Raw genomic sequence first — 18,977 nt, 5'->3', positions numbered from 1 at the left:
AGGAGACGTCTCGCTTCGGAGATCCGGTTCAACGGCCCGGGTCAGAGGTTCGAATCAAAGATCCGGATAGAGCCGCCCCGGATTGAAGATCCCCGCCGGATCGAACTGCCGCTTCAACTCCTTGTGGATGCGCGTCAGCTGCGGGCCGAGCGGCGAGAAGGTGCCGGCCGACTTGTCGTTGGCGTAGAACATCGTCGCGTGGCCGCCGGCCGCGGCCACCACCTCGCGCACCTGCGCGGGCGCCATCGGCGTGACGACCCAGCGCTGCGCGCCGCCCCATTCCACGAGCTGCTCGCCGTGCAGCGGCATCGGCGGCGTCGTCGACGGCACGGCGATGCGCCACAAGGTCGCGCCACCCTGCACCGCCCGGCGCGCGCCGAGGAAGAACTCGTCGCACTGGTCGCGCAGGCCCTGCCAGAACGGCGCGGCCATCGCCTCCGGAATCGCGGAGCCGCCGAGCTTGTGGATCGCCGCGCGGACCGCCGCCTCGGCGCCCGAGAGCCGCACCACCAGCGCGCCGTCCCACCACGCGCTCGCCGACACCGGCAGCGGCTGCCCGCCCCAGCGGTTCATCTGCAGCAGGGCCTTGTCCTGCTTGGCCTCGAAGCGCAGCGTCGCCGTCGCGACCGGCTGCGGCAGCACCTTCAGCGTCACCTGCGCGATCAGCCCGAGCACGCCCAGCGATCCGGCCATCAGCCGCGACACGTCGTAACCGGCGACGTTCTTCATCACCGTGCCGCCGAAGTGCAGCAGCTCGCCCTTGGCGTCCAGCATCGTCAGCCCGAGCACGTGATCGCGCACCGCGCCGGCCGTCGCGCGCGCCGGGCCCGACAGCCCACTCGCGACCATGCCGCCGATCGTGCCCGTGCCGCCCGAGGCCGCGCCGACGAAACGCGGCGGCTCGAAGGCCAGGTGTTGCCCGTGCCGCGCGAGCAGCGCCTCCACGTCCGCCACCGGCGTGCCGGCGGCCGCGGTCACGTAGAGCTCGCTCGGCTCATACGCCATCACGCCGTTGAGCGACAGCGTCGACATCGGCTCGGCGTCGCCCAGCGGACCGCCGTAGAAGTCCTTGCTGCCGTGGCCGGTGAAACGCACCGGCCGGCCTTCGGCGAAGCGGGCCGCCATCGCCTCCAGCGTCGCCATCAGTTGCGTCGCGGGGACGAAGCCGGGGGACGGGTCCGTGTCCGCCGCCGCGACACCTGCTGCTTGCACTGCCATCAGAATCGCTCCAGTTCTGGAAATGAGAGTGCGCCGCGCTTCACGTGCATGCGGCCGTATTCGGCGCAGCGCTGCAGCGTCGGGATCACCTTGCCGGGATTCAGCAGGCCCTGCGGATCGAAGGCCCGCTTCAGGGCCAGCATCCGTTCGCGCTCCTGCGGCGAGAACTGGACGCACATGCTGTTGAGCTTCTCGACGCCCACGCCGTGTTCCCCGGTGATGGTGCCGCCCATCGCGACGCTGGTCTCGAGGATGTCCGCGCCGAAGCGCTCGCAGCGGTGCAACTGGTCCGGATCGTTCGCGTCGAACAGGATCAGCGGATGCAGGTTGCCGTCGCCGGCATGGAAGACGTTGGCGCAGCGCAGGTCGTACTTGCGCTCCATCGCCTGGATCGCCAGCAGGATGTCGGCCAGCCGCTTGCGCGGGATCGTCGAGTCCATGCACATGTAGTCCGGGCTGATGCGCCCCGACGCCGGGAAGGCGTTCTTGCGGCCGCTCCAGAAGCGCAGGCGCTGCGCCTCGTTCTCGCTGACTTCCAGCCGGGTGGCGCCGTTGGCGTTCAGCACCGCGCTCATGCGGCCGATCTCTTCCTCGACCTCCTCGGGCGTGCCGTCGCTCTCGCACAGCAGGATGGCCTCGGCGTCCAGGTCGTAACCGGCGTGGACGAAGTCCTCGACCGCCGCGGTCATCGGCTTGTCCATCATCTCCAGGCCGGCGGGGATGATGCCGGCCGCGATGATCGCCGCCACCGCGTCGCCGGCACGGCGCAGGTCGTCGAAGCTGGCCATGATGCAGCGCGCCAGTTGCGGCTTGGGCGTCAGCTTGACCACCACCTCCGTCACCACCGCCAGCATGCCTTCGCTGCCGATCACGACGCTGAGCAAGTCCAGGCCGGCGGCGTCCAGCGCCTCGGAGCCGAACTCGACCGGCTCGCCCTCGACGGTGAATCCGCGCACCTTGAGCACGTTGTGCAGCGTCAGGCCGTACTTCAGGCAATGCACGCCGCCGGAGTTCTCCGCGACGTTGCCGCCGATCGTGCAGGCGATCTGGCTGCTCGGGTCCGGCGCGTAGTACAGGCCGTGCGCGGCGGCCGCTTCGGAGATCGCCAGGTTGCGCACGCCGCATTGGACGCGGGCGGTCCGTGCCAGGGGATCGATCGCGACGATGCGGTTGAACTTCCCGAGTGCCAGCGTCAGGCCTTCGGCGTGCGGCATCGCGCCGCCGGACAGGCCGGTGCCGGCGCCGCGCGCCACCACCGGCACGCCCAGCGCATGGCAGGCCTTCAGCACGCCGGCGACCTGGGCCTCGGTCTCGGGCAGCGCCACGGCCAGCGGACGCTCGCGGTAGGCGGTCAGGCCGTCGCACTCGTAGGGGCGGGTCTGCTCGTCCTGCCACAGCAGCGCGTGCGCGGGCAGCTCGGCCCGCAGGGCCTGGACCAGCTGCGCGCGACGCCCGGCGCGGAAACCGGCCAGCGCGGCGGCCTGGCCGCCGGGCGGCTCGTGGGTCGAAGGGAGGACGGCGGTCATGGCGTCGAACTGTAGCCCCGCGCGCTGACCCCGGCCTGAACGCGGCGTCAGCGCATACCCGGCAGCGGCCACCACAGCGCCTTGCGGTCGAGCGGCGTCTGCGCCGGCAGCAGCGGGTTGCGCAGCCGCAGCACGCGGCGCTGGTCGATCCGGTGACGCTGCAGCAGATCGCCGAAGATCTGCCGCGACAGGCGTTCGAAGGTGCCGTCGGCCACCAGGGCGTTCATGCCCCGCGTGAGGTCCGCCGCCAGGCGCGGACGCCCCGGGCGGACGAACATGTAGAGCGCCGCCGGATAGTGCAACAGCAGGTAAGGGTCGATGACGAGGTTCTGGTCGGCGAAGCTGCCGAGCTCGGCGTCGATCTCGAAGATCGACCGCGGGAAGTAGTCGAAGCGGCCCGCCGACAGCATCTGGAACAACCCCTGGTAATGCGTGCTGACCTGCACCGGCAGCCCGTTGGCGCGCAGCACGGCGGTGTCCGGCCAGTCGTGCATCTGCCCGGCGGTCAGCCGTGCCAGGTCCTTCAGGTCCCGCACCTCGCGCAGGCGGTCGCGGTCGGCGGCGCGCGTCAGGCACAGGCGCCATCCGATCAGTCCGCGGTCCAGCGGCACGCGGATCGGCAGCAGGCTCTTCTCGCGCTGCGGGTCGGTCATTGTCCAGAACACGTCGATGCTGGGGTCGTTGCTCGCCATCTCCAGCAGCGCGCGGCTCTGCACCATCTCCGACTGCGTCTGGACCAGCGCATAGCGCGCGCCGCTGCGTTGCAACGCGGCGTGCAACAGGCTGATGAAGTAGTCGACCTGCCGGTCCTGCTGCGGCAGGTGGCGCGGATAGATGACGGTGGCCGGCTCCAGCGGCGCCGCGGCGAGCGGGGCCGCCGGCGCAGCACGGGCGGCCGTGGCGCGGCCCGGCAGGAGGGACAGCGCAGGCAGCGTGGCGGAGAGGGCCGAGGCCGCGGCGGCCTGCAGCAGGTCGCGGCGTCCCGGCATCAGGCGTCCAGGAAGACCGTCAGCACGCCGGTATAGCCATGCAGCCGCGCGTGGGCGATCTCGCCGTTGGCGAAGAAGCCGGCCAGCGGCACCTCGCCCAGCGCGTGCTGCACCCACTGCAGCTCCGCCGACGGCGCGCCGAAGTGCGGACCGCCGCGACCGGTGCAGCTGAAGTACAGCGCGCCGGCCATGCGCGCGCCGCGCTCCTCGGCCTCGGCGCGGATCTCGGTGCAGATGCGCACCAGGTCGCGCCGGGCGGCGTCGGGGTGGCGTTCGCAGAAGCTCAGCAATTCGCCCTCGCGCATCTGCTCGGCGACGGCGATGCCGCGTCGGCCCGGATCGAGGCCGACCAGATGTCGCACACGGACCTCGGCGCCGTACTCGCGCCGGGCGCCGGGTTCGTCGCTGAGGCCGACCAGCGTGCGGCGGAACAGCGGCATCGCCTGGCGCAGGGAACCGGATTCGCCGGTGTAGGCGGGCAGCTTCAGATCCTCGAGCAGTGCGTCGAGCGCGGGTTGGCCGTCGAGCTCCGTGACCAGCGGGCCGTCGCAGGCGGTGACGCGGCGCTCGCGACCGAGCGGCTGGCAACCCTGGCTGACGCGCGAGATCCAGCGCACGTCCGGGCCCAGCGCCAGGCCCGACAGGCCGCCTTCGAAGATGCCGTCGGCGATCTGGACCGCGTCGTCGCCGCCGCTGACCAGCCCGCCGAAGAGGTAGCCGCTGCTGCAGCGCTGGGCGAGCTCGGCGATCAACTCCTGCAGGTCGGGCGTGCCGCCGTCGGCGTGCAGCAGCAGGCTGCGGGATTCGCAGTCCGGCGTCAGCGGCCGCAGTCCCGAGAAGATCCGCCATTGGTCGGCGGGCAGGTCGCACAGCATGACGACCAGCGCCGGCTCGTCGAAGTATTCGACGCCGCTGGCGCTGACCGCCAGCGCCGAGGCCCCGACCCAGCCGCAGCCCGGCCAGCGCTCGCGGACCTCGTCCAGCAGCGCCTGCGCGTGCGGCACGTAGGGATGCGTGAGGTAGAGGAAACCCAGCGTCGGCGTCATGCCGGCGCGCTGCCCCTCCAGCTGCGCGCCGGCCAGCGCCAGCGCCATGTGGGGATCGGGATGGGTGGCGTGCGCCTGGAGGAAACGAGGCATGAACGGCCCTCGGGGAAACTGGGGATGGCTCAGGGAGCCTTGCGTTTGGGAGCGGTCTTGCGCGCGGGCGCCGCCTTCTTCGCGGCTGGCCTGGCCGTGGACGTGGCGGAAGTCTTCTTCGCCGCGCCCGGCGAAGTCTTCGTCGCCGGCTTCGCGGTGGACGTCGGGGCCGAGGCTGCGGAAGCCGAGGACGTCGCGGCCGACGTGGCGGCCGTCGCCGCCGTCTGGGCCGTCTTCATCGCGTTGGCCGCGACCTGCGTGAACTGCTGCGTCAGCGCGTTCCACCATTGCATCGGGTCGGCGCCGGCAGGCTTGGGCCCGGCCGGGTCGCCGGCCTTCGCCTCACCCTTTGCCTCACCCTTTGCCTCGCCCTTCGCGTCGGCCGGCGCGTCCTGGGGAGCCGGCGTCGCGGCGGCGGCGGCAGGCTCCTGGGGTCTCGGCGCGGGCGACGGGCGCGGCGGCACCTGCGTCTTCAGCACGTCCTTCAGGTCGGCCATGGGCACGTTCATCGCGTGCAGCGTCGACAGCGTCATCCGCTGCACCTCGAGCGCCTGGATGGTCGCGTTGAGCATGCGGGCGTTGTTCTCGAGCCAGAACTGCACGGTGCGCAGCTCGTCGATGCGTTTGTCCAGCTCCTGCGGGTCCAGCGTCGGCGCGACCCACTGGTTGAAGCCGGGGATCGCGGCGCCGGCGTTCTTCATCAGCCCTTGCAGGAAGTCGAAGCCCGGAACGAATTTGCTGAAGTCGGTGTCCGCCATGGTGTCTCCTCGGGAGCCGTCCTCGCCAGGGACCCCGGCGTGCGCAGGGGCGCCCCGGGGGCGGCCATGGGCTCGATCCTACGTCCTGGCGGCGGCCGCCCGATGTCGGGAAGGGCGGTGGCCGCGTCAGGTCGGAATGTGGTTCAGGTCGGCCCAGCCGGTCCACAGGATCTGGATGCCGATGCACAGCAGCACGAAGGCCATCAGCCGCATCATGACCAGCGTGCCGACCTCGCCCATCTTCATCAGCAGCCGGCCGCCGTTGCGGTAGACCAGATAGACCACGGCGGCGGTGAAGGCCGCGCCGATGGCGGCGATGCCCGCGCCCATCACGTACGGCACCGGCGATCGCGGGATCTGCGCGCCCAGCGCGATCGCCGCGGCGATGCTGCCCGGCCCGGTGGTCAGCGGGAAGGTGATCGGGAAGAAGCTGCGACGGACGATCTCGGTCTCGCTGATGTCGCCGGGCGAGGCGTGCACGACGGCGGTCTGGACGTCGTCGGTCTCGTTGCGGGTCAGCATGACCCAGGCGCTGTAGGCCACCAGCAGGCCGCCGCCGACGCGCACGACCGGCAGCGAGATGCCGAACAGGTCCAGCACGTAGGTCCCCACCAGCAGCGACACCATGATCACGACCCAGCCGTTGATCGCGACCTGGCGCGCGAGCCGCTTGAGGACCCGGTCGTCGCCGCCGGCCGCGCCGATGACGATCGGGGCCACGCCCACCGGATTGATGATCGGCAGCAGCGTCAGCGGCACCAGGAACAGGGATTGGAGGAAGGACGGCAGGTTGTCCAAGATGCGCGACTCCAGAGGAAAAAGTCGGTGGAAAGGTCGGTGGAAAGGGGGGTGGGGAAGACCGGCGGGAAGGCCCGGCCAGGCCGGCGCGGCCCAGTGTGCCGCAACTCGGTCACCGCGATCCGGATCGCGGCATCAGGGTTACCTCGAAACCCTGCTCCTTGAGCAGCGCGGTGAGCGCGCGGGGGGCCGGTCATGTGCATCGCGCCGACGGCCACCAGCAGCGACTGGCCGCGCTGGTGCAGCTCGGAGATGCGCTGGGCGAGGGCCGGATTGCGCCCGTCGTTGATGCGCTGCAGCGCCGCGCGATCGGCGGCGTCGGTCACGCAGTCGCACCACTCGGCGTATCGGTTCAGGCGGGCCAGGTCGCCGCGGTCATAGACGCCCACCATCGTGTCCAGCGTGCGCAGCAGCGACTTCGGGCGTTCGAGCTGCTGCAGGTTCGAGCGCAGCTCGTGCCGCGCCGCGTCCACGTCGGCGGGCAGCAGAGCTTCGAGCTGGCCCTGCAGCGTTTCCAGCGCCAGCACCGGCAGGCCGCGGTCGCGCGCCCACTGGCTCAGCAGCATCTCCTGGCCGTAACGCACGTCCAGCCCCAGCGACCGGGCGCGCAGCAGCATGTAGGTGCTGGTCTGCAGCAGCGGATGCATCGCGGCGAGGGCGTGCGGCTCCAGGCAGACCGCCACGGCCTGCGCATCCAGACGCTGGCGCATCGCGGCGTCCAGCGGCAGCTCGGGCATCGGCGGCATCTTCCAGGCGTCGCGGTCGAGCGGGTCCAGTTCCAGCGCGACGGCGTCGACCTCGTCCAGCGCCTTGCGCAGGCGGGGACCGGGCGCGGCCCAGCCCGGCTTGCCGACGTGCAGGCTGGCGTACAGGTAGGAGGTCCGACCGTCGCGCTTGAGCGTCCACATCAGCCCGCGATCCCTGGCCTGGGCGGCGAGGCGGTCGGCCGGCAGCGGCGCGGGCTCGGGGGGCAGGAGGGCTTGGGCGGCGCGGCCAGCGCGCCGGCGCCGGCCAGCAGCGCCAACAAGGCGAGCGAGCCGGTGGCGAGACCGCGAGAGGCCCGCATCAGCAGCGTCGAGAGGAACGGGTTCAGCATGGGCGGCACGATGCCATAGAACCGGCGCGGTTCGAGGCAGGCGGTGCACGACCGCGCTCTCCGGCGCGACGCGGGAGATCGGCTGGGGCGGATGAACGGGCCGGGGTCAGGCCTCGCCGGCGCGGAAGCCCATCGGGCGGCGCTGGCGGACTTCCGGCTTCACGCGATGCTCGGCCTCGAGCAGCGTCAGGAATTCGTCGGGCGACAACGCCTCGCCGAGGATCTCGGCCTGCTGCCGCACCGCGGCGAAGTCGCCCAGCGTCAGCGCGTCCAGCGCGCCCAGCCGGTCCGCGTGCGCATCGTCGGGCGCCACGCCGACTTCGCGCTCGAACATCGTCAGCCGCTGGTCCGGCCGCAGCGCCTTGAAGCGGATCTTGAAACTGAAACGGCGCAGCGCGGCCTCGTCCAGATCGTCGAAGGCGTTGGTCGTGCAGATGAAGAGCCCGGCGTGGCGCTCCATGCCGGCCAGCATCTCGTTGACCTCGCTGACCTCGTAGTGCCGCTCGGCGGCGCGGCGGCTGCGCAGGAAGCTGTCGGCCTCGTCCAGCAGCAGCAGCGCGCCCTCGGCGGCGGCGGTCTCGAACATGCGGGCCATGTTCTGCTCTGTCTCGCCGACGTATTTGGACATCAGGTCGCTGGCCAGCCGCACCATCAGCGGCCGTTGCAGTTCGGAGGCGATGTGCTCGGCCAGCGCGGTCTTGCCGCTGCCCGGCGGGCCGTGGAAGCACAGGCTGCCCCATGCCGCGGCGGCGCAGCGCCTCGATCAGGCGCGGCAGCGCGAAGCGGCATTCGCAGTGGATCAGGTCGAGCGAGTAACGCGTCGCCGACGGCCGCGACTGGGGCGAGGCATCGACCAGACCGAGCGCCTTGTCGGCGTGCAGCAGCTGCCGGCTGACGAGGCGCTCGTTGGCGGCGGCGACCTCGGCAGGATCGGCGGCGCTGTCGTCGCCTCCCCGTCCGGCCCCCGCCAGCCGCGCGAAACGCACGGCGGTGCGGACCTGCGCCGGCGTCAGGCCGCGGCGCTCGGACAGCCGTTCGGCGAAGCCCTCGGGCACCGGCAGTTCCTCCAGCGCCTTGCGCACCAGCCCCAGCCGCGCGCCGGGCGGCGGCGAGGTCAGTTCCAGGTGGTACTGGAAACGGCGCCGGAACGCGGGGTCGATGTGCTCGATGCGGTTGGTGATCCACAGCACCGGAACGGGGTTGCTCTCGAGGATCTGGTTGACCCAGGCCTTGCCGTTGACGGCCATCGTCGCCGGCAGTTCCAGCGCCGCGTCGAGCCGGGCCATCAGATGCGCGGTGTCGCCGCTCAGGTGCGGGAAGACGTCCTCGACCTCGTCGAACAGCAGCGCGACGTCGCGGCTCGCCTTCAGGAACACCTGGCTGATCTGCAGCGAACGGTAGCGGTCGCGGCCGCTCAGCGCATTGCCGTCGCGGTCGGCGTACTCCACCTCGTACAGCGCCAGGCCGGCCTCGCGCGCGGCGACCTTGGCGAGCTCCGTCTTGCCGGTGCCGGGCGGCCCGTAGAGCAGCACGTTCACGCCGGCCTGTCCCTGCGCCACCGCCTGGCGCAGCAGGGTCGCGAGCAGCGTCACGTCCTCGGCGATGAAGTCGAAGTCCGCGCGTTGCAGCGGGCTCGGCGTCACCGGGCGCGTGAACACGGCCATCAGGTCCTGCGGACCGTCATAGGCCCGCATCAGCACCGGCGGCAACTGCTCGCTGACCTTCATCAGGTCGGAGAGATCGGTGATGTTGTGTTCGGCGATCAGGTTCTCGATCATCCCGACCCGCTCCAGCCGCGACCCGGCGCGCAGCGCGTCGGCCACCTCGTGCGGGTCGACGCCGGCCAGGTCCGCGATCGCGGCGAAGGCTTCCTGCGCGGTGTTGACCTTGAACTCGACCAGCGCGCCGCGCAATTCGCGCTGATATCGCGCCAGCGTGCCGTAGAGCAGCAGCGCGCGTTCGGCCGCGTTCAGCTGCAGCAGGCGGCCCAGCACGTCGATGTTCTGCTCGACCAGCGTGGACCGGCTGCGCAGCTGGCCGTCGAGGGCGTCGCAGGTGCAGGACAGCAGCGCGAGGAGGTCCTTCGGCGCATCCTTGACGTACTCGTCGAGGTAGAAGAACACCGTGCCTTCGGCGAACGGGCCGCGCCACACGCCGTGGCGGGCGAGGAAGGCGGCGTCGCCCAGCCGTTCATGGCCGGCCCACAGCGAGTGGCCCTGGCAACGCCGCGCCAGATAGCCCCGCACACGCGTGAGCACCTGCGGCGGCCAGACCAGGTGCCGCGCCGTCAGCGCCAGCAGGCCGCTGAGGTCGCGGCGCGGATTGAAGCGGTTGGCGTGGCGGACCGTCAGCGTCAGCACGAAGTGCGAGCACATGCGGTCCAGCACCGGGCTGTCGGACAGGCCCGGGGAGTCCAGTGGAAGTTGCGCGCGCTTGCCCATGGTTCGTGCGGGAGGGGGATCTCCGGAACGAGGACGGCGTCGAGGACGCGGACATGGCCCCGGACCCGGGCGCCGCTTGCCGCGTCACCCCTCGAAGGGGCGCGGCTGCACGATCTTGGCGCAGGGATGGTTTGGGGACAAGCCCCGGCTGACGGAATCAGCGGCGGTCAGCGTGCGGGAGGCCAGGCGCGGGCTCTCCGCGGTGCATGGGGCCTTCCTCCGGGAACCCCAAGCGCCACTCCGGCCCCACCAGCAATCGCTGACTGCCCGTTTGCGGGGCAGTGGTCGACTGCCTGTCAGGGGCGGGTGGTGTGGGGGATCAATGCATGATCACGGGCTGCTGGCCCAGGTTCGCGTACTGCGCGATGAAGGCGTCGAGGTCGTCGACGTCGGGACCTTGCTCGATCAGGGCTTCGACGCCCTCCTGGAAGGTCTGCGCCAGGGCGCCTTCGATGAAGATCTCCTTGCGGGTGAACTTGTCGACGATCTCGAAACCGTCACGCTGCAGCGATGGCAGGTTCGTGTGGTCCACCTGGGCGGCGTGCGCGGCATCGCCAGCGGACGGAGCGACCGGTACATCGAACTGGACGACGATGTAGCTCGGTGAGTCGTAAAGCATGTGCATGAAGGACTCCTTGGTTGGAGGAGTTATGGCCTGTTGCGACAGATTCAAGACCCGTCGCTCCCAACCAGGCCATGACCCATGGTGGCAGATCTCGCGGAACACGCTGCACCGTGTCTCAAGCATTTGTGGTGCCAACCGCACAGGGTTTCACGGATTCACGAACCGTAACGCGCACACACGGGATCGAGATCAAGCGGACATGCACGCGGCGGACAGGGTCACTCCAGCAATCGGAGCGCCCACTGCTCGTCGTCGTCCAGGCTGAAGCGCAGGTCGACGGCCAGGAAACCGCGCTGACCGTCGAGCCAGACCGACCATTGCAGCGCCGGGCGGCCCGCGCCGCGGGCCAGGTCGCGCCGCAGCAGCCACCGGCCGCCGTCGCGCGCGATCACCTCGAAATCCCAGTCGTTGACGCCCGTCGGGCCGGCCACCGGCACGCGCAGGCGCTGCCCGATGCAGGGCGCGGGTTCCGCGGCCATCATGGCGGCCACCTGCAGCCACCACGACAGGCGGTCCTGCGTGCCAGCCGACAGCGGAAAGGCGCGCGCGCCTACAAGCAGAACCGGACGCGCGGCGTCACGGTCGAAGATCTGCAGCTCCCGTTCGCGACCCTGGCGCGACACGCGGTGCAGCTCCGGCTGCAAACCTTGCGGACCGACGCGGCCCTCGCTGTGCCAGACCGGCAGCTCGCGATCGCCCGAGCGGCGTTCGAGCGTGATGTCGTAGCGCCCGTTCCCGATGTGGAAGTTCAAGGCGGCCTCGCCGGGTTGGCCGTCGATGACGAAGGCGTAGGCGAGGGCGCCGTCGCCGCGCAGCGGCAGCGCGAGCAGCGCCGGCACGGGCCGGGTTTCGGGATCGGGAGCGGGCCTGGGACGCGAAGGCGTGCGCGGCGTGGCGGGCGGAGTGACCACGGGCGCGACCGCTTCGGGCTTGGGCGGGCGCGGGGCCTCGATGACGCGGGTCGTGACCACCGGCGCATCGATCGCCTGCGGCGGCGGACGCTGAGACAGCGCACCGATCGCCGCGGCGTGCAGCACCAGCGCCCCCGCGACGGCCGTCGCGAGCGCGACCCGATCCTGAGGTGAAAATGCCGCCAACGATCGCCCGACGAATGACTGTCCGCCCACCACAATGAAACTCGCAACCTACCGCGACGGATCCCGCGACGGCCAACTGGTGGTCGTGTCGCGAGACCTGAGTCAGGCATGCTATGCCAACGGCATCGCGACGCGCCTGCAACAGGTGCTCGACGACTGGAATTTCATGGCGCCTCAGCTGGAGATGCTGTCGCAGTCGCTGAATCACGGCCGCGCGCGGCATGCGTTCGCGTTCGACCCGAAGCAATGCCTGGCACCGCTGCCGCGCCTGGCCGGCTGGATCGCCGGCGAGGCCTACCCGGACCAGGGTCAGGCCTTGCGCGAGCGCGGCCTCGCGTGGCCGGAGCGCCTCAGCGCCCCGCTGCTGCGTGCCGGCGGCGCCGAGGCGCTGCTCGGTCCGACCGAACTCCTGGACCTGCGTACGCCGGGGCTGGAACCCGAGCCGCAGCTCGCCGTGCTCACCGGCGACCTGGCGCAGGGCGCGGTGCCGTCGCAGGCGCTGGAGTCGATCCGGCTGCTGATGCTGGTCAGCGACTGGGTGCTGCGGCCGGTGCAGCAGGAGGAACTCGCCAACGGCTGGCCGGCGCTGCACAGCCGCCCGGCGCTGCAGTTCGCGCCGGTCGCCGTCACACCCGACGAACTGCCCGGTGCGTGGTACCTCGGACGCGCGGCGCTGCAGCTGCAGGTGATGCGCAACGGACGCAAGCAGGCGGTCGTCGACGCGAAGACCGGCATGCGCTGGTCCTTCGGCGACCTGCTCGCCGAGGCGGCCCTCAACCGGCCGCTGCGCGCCGGCACGCTGGTCGGCGCGGGCACGCCGGTGCTCGGCAAGCCGGTGGTGCTGGAGGCCGGGGACAGCCTGCGCATCGAGTTCAAGCTCGGCGACGGTCCCGGCCCGTTCGGCGCCATCGACATGGATCTCGCGGAGTCGGAAGATGCAACGTCCGACGACGCCGGCCTGGACGAGAACACCGAGTACACCGAGAAGGCCGAGAACACCGACGACAGGCCCTCGAACGCCGCCGCCGCCTCGGAAGGCGCTGCCGAGGCGGCGATCGAAGCCGAGAAAGCGACCCCCACTGAAGCTCAAGAAGGAGACACCGATGAACCTGCTTCGCCGTGACCTGATCGCGCTGCTGGGCGCGGGCTGCGCCTCGCCGTGGGCGATGGCGTTGAGCCTGAGCGAGGGCGACGCCGCCTCCGGCGTGCGCGCGGCCCTCGAGCGCGGCGCCCAGGCGGCGCTCGCCAACCTGGGTCGCACCGACGGTTTCCTCGGCAACCCTCAGGTGAAGATCGAGCTCCCCGGCGCCTTGAAGGACGCCGCGCGCCTGCTGCGCACGACCGGCCAGGGCAGGCGCATCGACGACCTGATCACCTCGATGAACCGCGCCGCCGAACAGGCGATGCCCGAGGCGCGCCAGCTGCTGGTGACCACCGTGCGCAACATCAGCGTCGAGGACGCGGTGAGGATCGTGCGTGGCGGCGACAACGCGGTGACGCAGTTCTTCGAGGACAAGACCCGCTCGCCGCTGACGACGAAGTTCCTGCCCATCGTCACGAAGGCCACCGAGCGCCAGTCGCTGAGCGAGAAGTACAACGCGGTCGCCGGCAAGGCCTCCGGGTTCGGCCTCATCCGCAAGGAAGACGCCAACCTGCAGGGCTACGTCACCGACAAGGCGCTGGACGGCCTGTACTTCATGATCGGCCAGGAGGAGAAGAAGATCCGCCAGGACCCGGTCGGCACCGGAAGCGCCATCCTGAAGAAGGTCTTCGGCGGTTGAGAACGATGGGGCGGGGTGGGGCTTCCTACGATCGAGCCCCATGAACGCCCCGACCTCCGCCCGTCCCGCCGTCGCCTACACCCGCGGCGCCGCCTTGCCTGCCATCCTGGCGCAACGCATCGCCGTCCTCGACGGCGCGATGGGCACGATGATCCAGCGCTACAAGCTGACGGAGGCCGACTTCCGCGGTGAGCGCTTCGCCGATCATCCCAAGGACCTCAAGGGCAACAACGACCTGCTGGTGTTGACGAAGCCCGAGGTCATCAGCGAGATCCACCGCCAGTACCTCGACGCCGGCGCCGACATCATCGAGACCAACACCTTCGGCACGACCACCGTCGCGCAGGAGGACTACGGCCTCGAGGCCTACGCTTACGAGATGAACGTCGCCGCCGCGCGCCTGGCGCGCGAGGCCTGCGATGCGTTCAGCACGCCGGAGAAGCCGCGCTTCGCGGCCGGTGCGCTCGGCCCGACGCCGCGCACGGCCTCGATCAGCCCGGACGTCAACGACCCCGGTGCGCGCAATGTCGACTTCGACACGCTGCGCGCGGCGTACTACGACCAGGCCAAGGCGATGCTGGAAGGCGGCGTCGACCTGTTCCTGATCGAGACCATCTTCGACACGCTGAACGCCAAGGCCGCCATCTTCGCGGTCGACCAGCTGATGGACGACACCGGCGAGCGTCTGCCGGTGATCATCTCCGGCACGGTGACCGACGCGTCGGGCCGCATCCTGTCGGGGCAGACGGTGACGGCGTTCTGGCACTCGGTGCGGCACGCGCAGCCGATCGCGATCGGCTTGAACTGCGCGCTCGGCGCGGCGCTGATGCGGCCTTACATCGAGGAACTCTCGAAGGCGGCCGGCGACACGCCGATCTCCTGCTATCCGAACGCCGGCCTGCCCAACCCGATGAGCGACACCGGCTTCGACGAGACGCCGGACGTCACCGGCCGTCTGGTCGGCGAGTTCGCCGCCGCGGGTTTCCTGAACATCGCGGGCGGCTGCTGCGGCACGACGCCGGATCACATCCGGGCGATCGCGCAGAAGGTCTCCGCCTACCAGCCGCGTCGCTGGGGCAGCAAGCTCTTCAGCGGGCTGGTCGCCGAAGAGGTCTGAGCCTCAATACAACTTCAGCATCGCGTCCATGTTGATCCGCAGGCGGATCTCATGCGGCGCGAGGCTGGCCGTGATGGCCTGCGCCTGCAGCCGCGTGTCGCGCAGCACCGGCACGGTCAACGGCGTGCCGCTGCGGCCGACCAGCGAGGCCACGAGCGGCGCGTTGGCGCTGTGGCCGCGCTTGAGCACCATGCCTTCCTCGCCGTTGGCCAGCCGGGCCAACGAGCCCGGCGGGTAGAGACCGATCGCCTTGATCAGCGCGGCACCGGCCTCGTCGGGTTGCTGGAGTTCGTCGAGGTAGACCGCCCGCGCCGCCTGTGCCGCGGACAGCGGCCGGCGGCTGCGTCGCGGGCTGAGGCGGGCGCCGTACACGTCGATGCGCCGGAGCAGCCGAGCCATCAGCTCGCCGTCCGATCGGCCCGCCAGGGGGCCCGGACCGGCGTCGTGATGCAGCCGCACGGCGGTCAGCCAGTCCTCGTCGTCCACGCCGATCGCCTGCAGCGTCGCCGCCGCGCGGTCGCCGTGCCCGGCCAACTGCTCGCGCTGCGCGTCGCCGAGCGCTTGCGGACGCATCGCGTGCTGGTCCTGCTGCGCGCCGCTGTCCAGGTTCATCGTCAAGGCCGCGAGCCCGAGCGTGCGACGGCGGCCTTCACCCCAGCCGAGCTGGCGCGTCGTCATCTCGACCAGCGCCAGCGACAGCAGCGCATGCCGCGCGCTGTACTGCAGCGGCTCCTGGCCGGCGTCGTGCACCAGCATCGCCAGCGAGGCGTCCGGCTGCTGCGTCAGCCGGGCCAGCACCTTGTCGAGCAGTTCGCTCAGGCGCAGCAGGAATTCCGGCCGTCGCGGATCACGCAGCACCTGCTGCGCATGCCATTGCAGGTCGGCCCAGATGGCGGTGTGCGCCGGCGACGTCGACTGCGGCATGGGCATCGGACGCGTGGGCTTGTATTCCGCGGTCGCGTTGGCCAGCGCCGACATCGACGCGCCTTGCAGCATCATCGTGTCGAGCTTGTGGGCGAGGGCGCGCTGGTACTCGCGCGTCTCGTGCGCCTGCACCCACGGCCCGCGGGCCAGCAGGTCGCGCACCTGCGGCGTGTCGGGCAGCGGATGCCCCGAGGCGAACAGCAGATGTCCCGCCGCGTCGCGCAGCGAGAACGTCAGCACCTGTCCCACGCGCAGGCTGTTGGGAGGAAGTTGGACCAGATCCACGGTGGCTTCCCATCGACGTGTCGTCGTCTTGTCGTTGTGCCGCGCAGGATACGGGCGCACCTGGGCCGGGAAGGCAATACGGCACGAACAAACCAGGGCCGGACCGGTAGAATGCACGCTGTTCCCGCTACCAGCAAGGCCGCACCGCGCCCCTGCGGCGGCGGTGGTTTCCGAGGAGCGTTGCGACAGGTCCCGTCACCCGGGTTCCCGCCAGGCTCGGAACGGCGGTGTCGGACCCCTGGACCCCGCCTCACAACGGCGCTCACCGACCCGCGTTCCGCGGGGTTGCGGTGAGTTGCGCGGCCCCGTCTTTCGTTTCAGCTCACGTCCAGCTTCGAAAAGCGCCGCCGCCATGTCCGCCCCGAATTCCGCCTCCGCTTCCGCTGCTTCCGATCTTTCCGCCGCGCCAGCCTCGCCCGTGGCCGTGCCGCCGATGAAGCTCTCCGGCCTGGAGCCGGTGAACATCGGCGCCGGCACGCTGTTCGTGAACATCGGCGAACGCACCAACGTCACCGGCTCGAAGGCCTTCGCGCGGCTGATCCTGAACGGCGAGTTCGAGGCCGCGCTGAGCGTCGCCCGTCAGCAGGTCGAGAACGGCGCGCAGGTCATCGACATCAACATGGACGAGGCCATGCTCGACAGCAAGGCCGCGATGGTGCGCTTCCTCAACCTGATCGCCTCGGAGCCCGAGATCGCGCGCGTGCCGATCATGATCGACTCGTCCAAGTGGGAGGTGATCGAGGCCGGCCTGAAGTGCATCCAGGGCAAGGGCATCGTCAACTCGATCTCGCTGAAGGAAGGCGAGACGGAGTTCCGCCGCCAGGCCAAGCTGATCCGCCGCTACGGCGCGGCCACGGTGGTGATGGCCTTCGACGAGACCGGCCAGGCCGACACCTACCAGCGCAAGATCGAGATCTGCACCCGGGCCTACCGCATGCTGGTCGACGAGATCGGCTTCCCGCCCGAGGACATCATCTTCGACCCCAACATCTTCGCGATCGCCACGGGGATCGAGGAGCACAACAACTACGCCGTCGACTTCATCGAGGCGACGCGCTGGATCAAGAAGAACCTGCCCGGCGCGAAGGTCAGCGGGGGCGTTTCGAACGTGTCGTTCAGCTTCCGCGGCAACGAGCCGGTGCGCGAGGCCATCCACACGGTCTTCCTGTACCACGCGATCCAGGCCGGCATGGACATGGGCATCGTCAACGCCGGCATGGTCGGCGTCTACGACGAGATCCCCGCCGACCTGCGCGAGCGCGTCGAGGACGTGGTGCTGAACCGCCGCGAGGATTCGACCGAGCGGCTGCTCGAGGTTGCCGAGACGGTCAAGGGCGCCGCCAAGGACGACAGCGCCAAGCTGGCCTGGCGCGCCGGCGACGTCGCCGCGCGGCTGTCGCATGCGCTGATCCACGGCATCACCGACTTCATCGTCGAGGACACCGAGGAGGCCTGGCAGGGCATCCTTGCCCAGGGCGGCCGGCCGCTGCACGTGATCGAAGGGCCGCTGATGGCCGGCATGAACGTCGTCGGCGACCTGTTCGGCGCCGGCAAGATGTTCCTGCCGCAGGTGGTGAAGAGCGCCCGCGTGATGAAGTCCGCCGTGGCGCACCTGGTGCCCTACATCGAGGAAGAGAAGCGCCTGATGGCCGCCGCCGGCGAGGACGTGCGCTCCAAGGGCAAGATCGTCATCGCGACGGTGAAGGGCGACGTGCACGACATCGGCAAGAACATCGTCACGGTGGTCCTGCAGTGCAACAACTTCGAGGTCGTCAACATGGGCGTGATGGTCCCGTGCCAGGACATCCTCGCGAAGGCCAAGGTCGAGGGCGCGGACATCATCGGGCTGTCGGGCCTGATCACGCCCAGCCTCGAGGAGATGCAGTACGTCGCCGCCGAGATGCAGCGCGACGACTACTTCCGCATGAAGAAGATCCCGCTGCTGATCGGCGGCGCGACGACCAGCCGCGTGCACACGGCCGTCAAGATCTCGCCGCACTACGAAGGCCCGGTGGTCTACGTGCCGGACGCGTCGCGCTCGGTGGGCGTGTGTTCGGAGCTGCTGTCCGACGAACGCGCGACGCGCTTCATCGACGAGCTGAAGTCCGATTACGAGAAGGTCCGCGAGCTCCACGCCAACAAGAAGCAGACCCCGCTGGTGACGCTGGCGCAGGCGCGCGCGAACAAGCACCGCGCCGACTTCACGAGCTACACGCCGGCGGTGCCGCGCTTCATCGGCCGGCGCCAGTTCCGCAACTACGACCTGGCCGAACTCGCGCAGTGCATCGACTGGGGCCCGTTCTTCCAGACCTGGGACCTGGCGGGGCCGTTCCCGGCCATCCTGAAGGACGAGATCGTCGGCGCCGAGGCGCAGCGTGTCTTCAGCGACGGCAAGCGCATGCTGCAGCGGCTGATCGAGGGCCGCTGGCTGACCGCCAGCGGCGTGATGGGCCTGTACCCCGCCGCGCAGGTCAACGACGACGACATCGAGATCTACAGCGACGAGTCGCGCACCGAGGTGCTGATGACCTGGCGCGGCCTGCGCATGCAGACCGAGCGGCCGGTGGTCGACGGCGTGCGCCGGCCCAATCGCGCGTTGGCCGACTTCATCGCCGCCAAGGGCACGGTGCCGGACTACATCGGGCTGTTCGCGGTCACCGCCGGGCTCGGCGTGGACAAGAAGGAGCAGCAGTTCATCGACGACCTGGACGACTACTCCGCGATCATGCTGAAGGCGCTGGCGGACCGCCTGGCCGAAGCCTTCGCCGAACGACTGCACCAGCGCGTGCGGCTGGATCTGTGGGGGTATGCGGCGGACGAGACCCTCAGCAACGAGGAACTCATCGCGGAGTCGTATCGCGGCATCCGTCCGGCGCCGGGCTATCCGGCCTGCCCGGATCACCTGGTCAAGCGGGACATGTTCCGCGTGCTCCAGGCCGAGGACATCGGCATGGCGCTCACCGAGGGCATGGCGATGACGCCGGCGGCCAGCGTGAGCGGCTTCTACCTGGCGCATCCGGAGGCGACGTACTTCAACGTCGGCCGCATCGGGGACGACCAGGTCGCCGACTGGGCGGCACGGATGGCGCTCGACCATCAGGCCGCGCAACGGGCGCTGGCGCCGCTGCTCGGCTGACGCGCGACGCGTCCGCGCAACGAAAGCCGCAGGACGCGGCCTTGTCC

15 protein-coding genes, 1 pseudogene and 1 riboswitch are annotated in these 18,977 nt (G+C 70.6%); of the genes and pseudogenes, 4 read left to right on the top strand and 12 right to left on the bottom strand.

What is annotated here, in order from left to right; genetic code table 11:
• Positions 1 to 54 precede the first annotated feature (54 nt).
• The 11 genes and pseudogenes from glcE to ACFJIX_RS05960 form a co-directional block, all read right to left on the bottom strand.
• A complete protein-coding gene (gene glcE / locus ACFJIX_RS06010; RefSeq protein ID WP_377161636.1) occupies positions 55 to 1,143 on the bottom strand; it encodes a glycolate oxidase subunit GlcE in 1,089 nt (362 codons plus the stop codon).
• Between the two features lie 74 nt (positions 1,144 to 1,217).
• Entirely contained in the window at positions 1,218 to 2,744 is a 1,527-nt protein-coding gene (locus ACFJIX_RS06005; protein WP_377158440.1) for an FAD-linked oxidase C-terminal domain-containing protein, read from the bottom strand.
• A 47-nt stretch (positions 2,745 to 2,791) separates the two neighbouring features.
• A complete protein-coding gene (locus ACFJIX_RS06000) occupies positions 2,792 to 3,733 on the bottom strand; it encodes a substrate-binding periplasmic protein (protein WP_377158439.1) in 942 nt (313 codons plus the stop codon).
• Positions 3,733 to 4,872: an FIST N-terminal domain-containing protein gene (locus tag ACFJIX_RS05995; protein WP_377158437.1), complete on the bottom strand. Its 1,140-nt coding sequence runs from the start codon at positions 4,870 to 4,872 to the stop codon at positions 3,733 to 3,735. Before ACFJIX_RS05995 ends, ACFJIX_RS06000 begins: the two co-directional genes overlap by 1 nt.
• Positions 4,873 to 4,901: 29 nt before the next feature.
• Positions 4,902 to 5,630 (bottom strand): PhaM family polyhydroxyalkanoate granule multifunctional regulatory protein, encoded by a 729-nt coding sequence (locus ACFJIX_RS05990; RefSeq protein ID WP_377158435.1) that lies wholly within the window; start codon positions 5,628 to 5,630, stop codon positions 4,902 to 4,904.
• A gap of 126 nt (positions 5,631 to 5,756) precedes the next feature.
• Positions 5,757 to 6,428 carry a MarC family protein gene (locus ACFJIX_RS05985; RefSeq protein WP_377158433.1) on the bottom strand — a complete coding sequence of 224 codons (672 nt, stop codon included), beginning with the start codon at positions 6,426 to 6,428 and terminating at the stop codon, positions 5,757 to 5,759.
• On the bottom strand, positions 6,380 to 7,336 hold the full coding sequence (locus tag ACFJIX_RS05980) for a TraB/GumN family protein (RefSeq protein WP_377158432.1): 957 nt from the start codon (positions 7,334 to 7,336) through the stop codon (positions 6,380 to 6,382). The genes ACFJIX_RS05985 and ACFJIX_RS05980 overlap by 49 nt, the downstream gene beginning before the upstream one ends.
• Positions 7,336 to 7,524, bottom strand: coding sequence for a hypothetical protein (locus ACFJIX_RS05975; RefSeq protein ID WP_377158430.1), 189 nt, complete (start codon positions 7,522 to 7,524; stop codon positions 7,336 to 7,338). The genes ACFJIX_RS05980 and ACFJIX_RS05975 overlap by 1 nt, the downstream gene beginning before the upstream one ends.
• A 106-nt stretch (positions 7,525 to 7,630) precedes the next feature.
• Positions 7,631 to 9,965 (bottom strand): annotated as a pseudogene (locus tag ACFJIX_RS05970) (ATP-binding protein).
• A 319-nt stretch (positions 9,966 to 10,284) separates the two neighbouring features.
• Positions 10,285 to 10,590: a DUF3567 domain-containing protein gene (locus ACFJIX_RS05965; RefSeq protein ID WP_067279348.1), complete on the bottom strand. Its 306-nt coding sequence runs from the start codon at positions 10,588 to 10,590 to the stop codon at positions 10,285 to 10,287.
• Positions 10,591 to 10,808: 218 nt separating this feature from the next.
• A complete protein-coding gene (locus ACFJIX_RS05960) occupies positions 10,809 to 11,687 on the bottom strand; it encodes a hypothetical protein (RefSeq protein WP_377158428.1) in 879 nt (292 codons plus the stop codon).
• A 34-nt stretch (positions 11,688 to 11,721) separates the two neighbouring features.
• Between ACFJIX_RS05960 and ACFJIX_RS05955 the strand changes: the two genes are divergently transcribed.
• The 3 genes from ACFJIX_RS05955 to ACFJIX_RS05945 are packed head-to-tail and all read left to right on the top strand — an operon-like array spanning position 11,722 to position 14,585.
• A complete protein-coding gene (locus ACFJIX_RS05955) occupies positions 11,722 to 12,810 on the top strand; it encodes a fumarylacetoacetate hydrolase family protein (protein ID WP_377158427.1) in 1,089 nt (362 codons plus the stop codon).
• Positions 12,791 to 13,468 (top strand): DUF4197 domain-containing protein, encoded by a 678-nt coding sequence (locus tag ACFJIX_RS05950; protein ID WP_377158426.1) that lies wholly within the window; start codon positions 12,791 to 12,793, stop codon positions 13,466 to 13,468. The genes ACFJIX_RS05955 and ACFJIX_RS05950 overlap by 20 nt, the downstream gene beginning before the upstream one ends.
• A 40-nt stretch (positions 13,469 to 13,508) precedes the next feature.
• Positions 13,509 to 14,585, top strand: coding sequence for a homocysteine S-methyltransferase family protein (locus ACFJIX_RS05945; RefSeq protein WP_377158425.1), 1,077 nt, complete (start codon positions 13,509 to 13,511; stop codon positions 14,583 to 14,585).
• Positions 14,586 to 14,588: 3 nt separating this feature from the next.
• On the opposite strand, the gene ACFJIX_RS05940 is transcribed toward ACFJIX_RS05945, so the two are convergent.
• Positions 14,589 to 15,794, bottom strand: a complete 1,206-nt coding sequence (locus tag ACFJIX_RS05940) for a hypothetical protein (protein WP_377158424.1) — start codon at positions 15,792 to 15,794, stop codon at positions 14,589 to 14,591.
• 166 nt (positions 15,795 to 15,960) lie between these two features.
• Positions 15,961 to 16,065: riboswitch (S-adenosyl-L-homocysteine riboswitch) on the top strand.
• An 81-nt stretch (positions 16,066 to 16,146) separates the two neighbouring features.
• On the opposite strand from ACFJIX_RS05940, the gene metH reads away from it, so the two are divergent.
• Positions 16,147 to 18,930 carry a methionine synthase gene (gene metH, locus ACFJIX_RS05935; protein WP_377158422.1) on the top strand — a complete coding sequence of 928 codons (2,784 nt, stop codon included), beginning with the start codon at positions 16,147 to 16,149 and terminating at the stop codon, positions 18,928 to 18,930.
• Positions 18,931 to 18,977: the final 47 nt, after the last annotated feature.

The organism is Roseateles sp. UC29_93 (assembly GCF_042695725.1).
Lineage (GTDB): Bacteria > Pseudomonadota > Gammaproteobacteria > Burkholderiales > Burkholderiaceae_C > Roseateles > Roseateles noduli_A.
The sequence above is the reverse complement of the archived record's forward strand: the minus strand, read 5'-3'. Positions and strand labels throughout refer to the sequence as shown.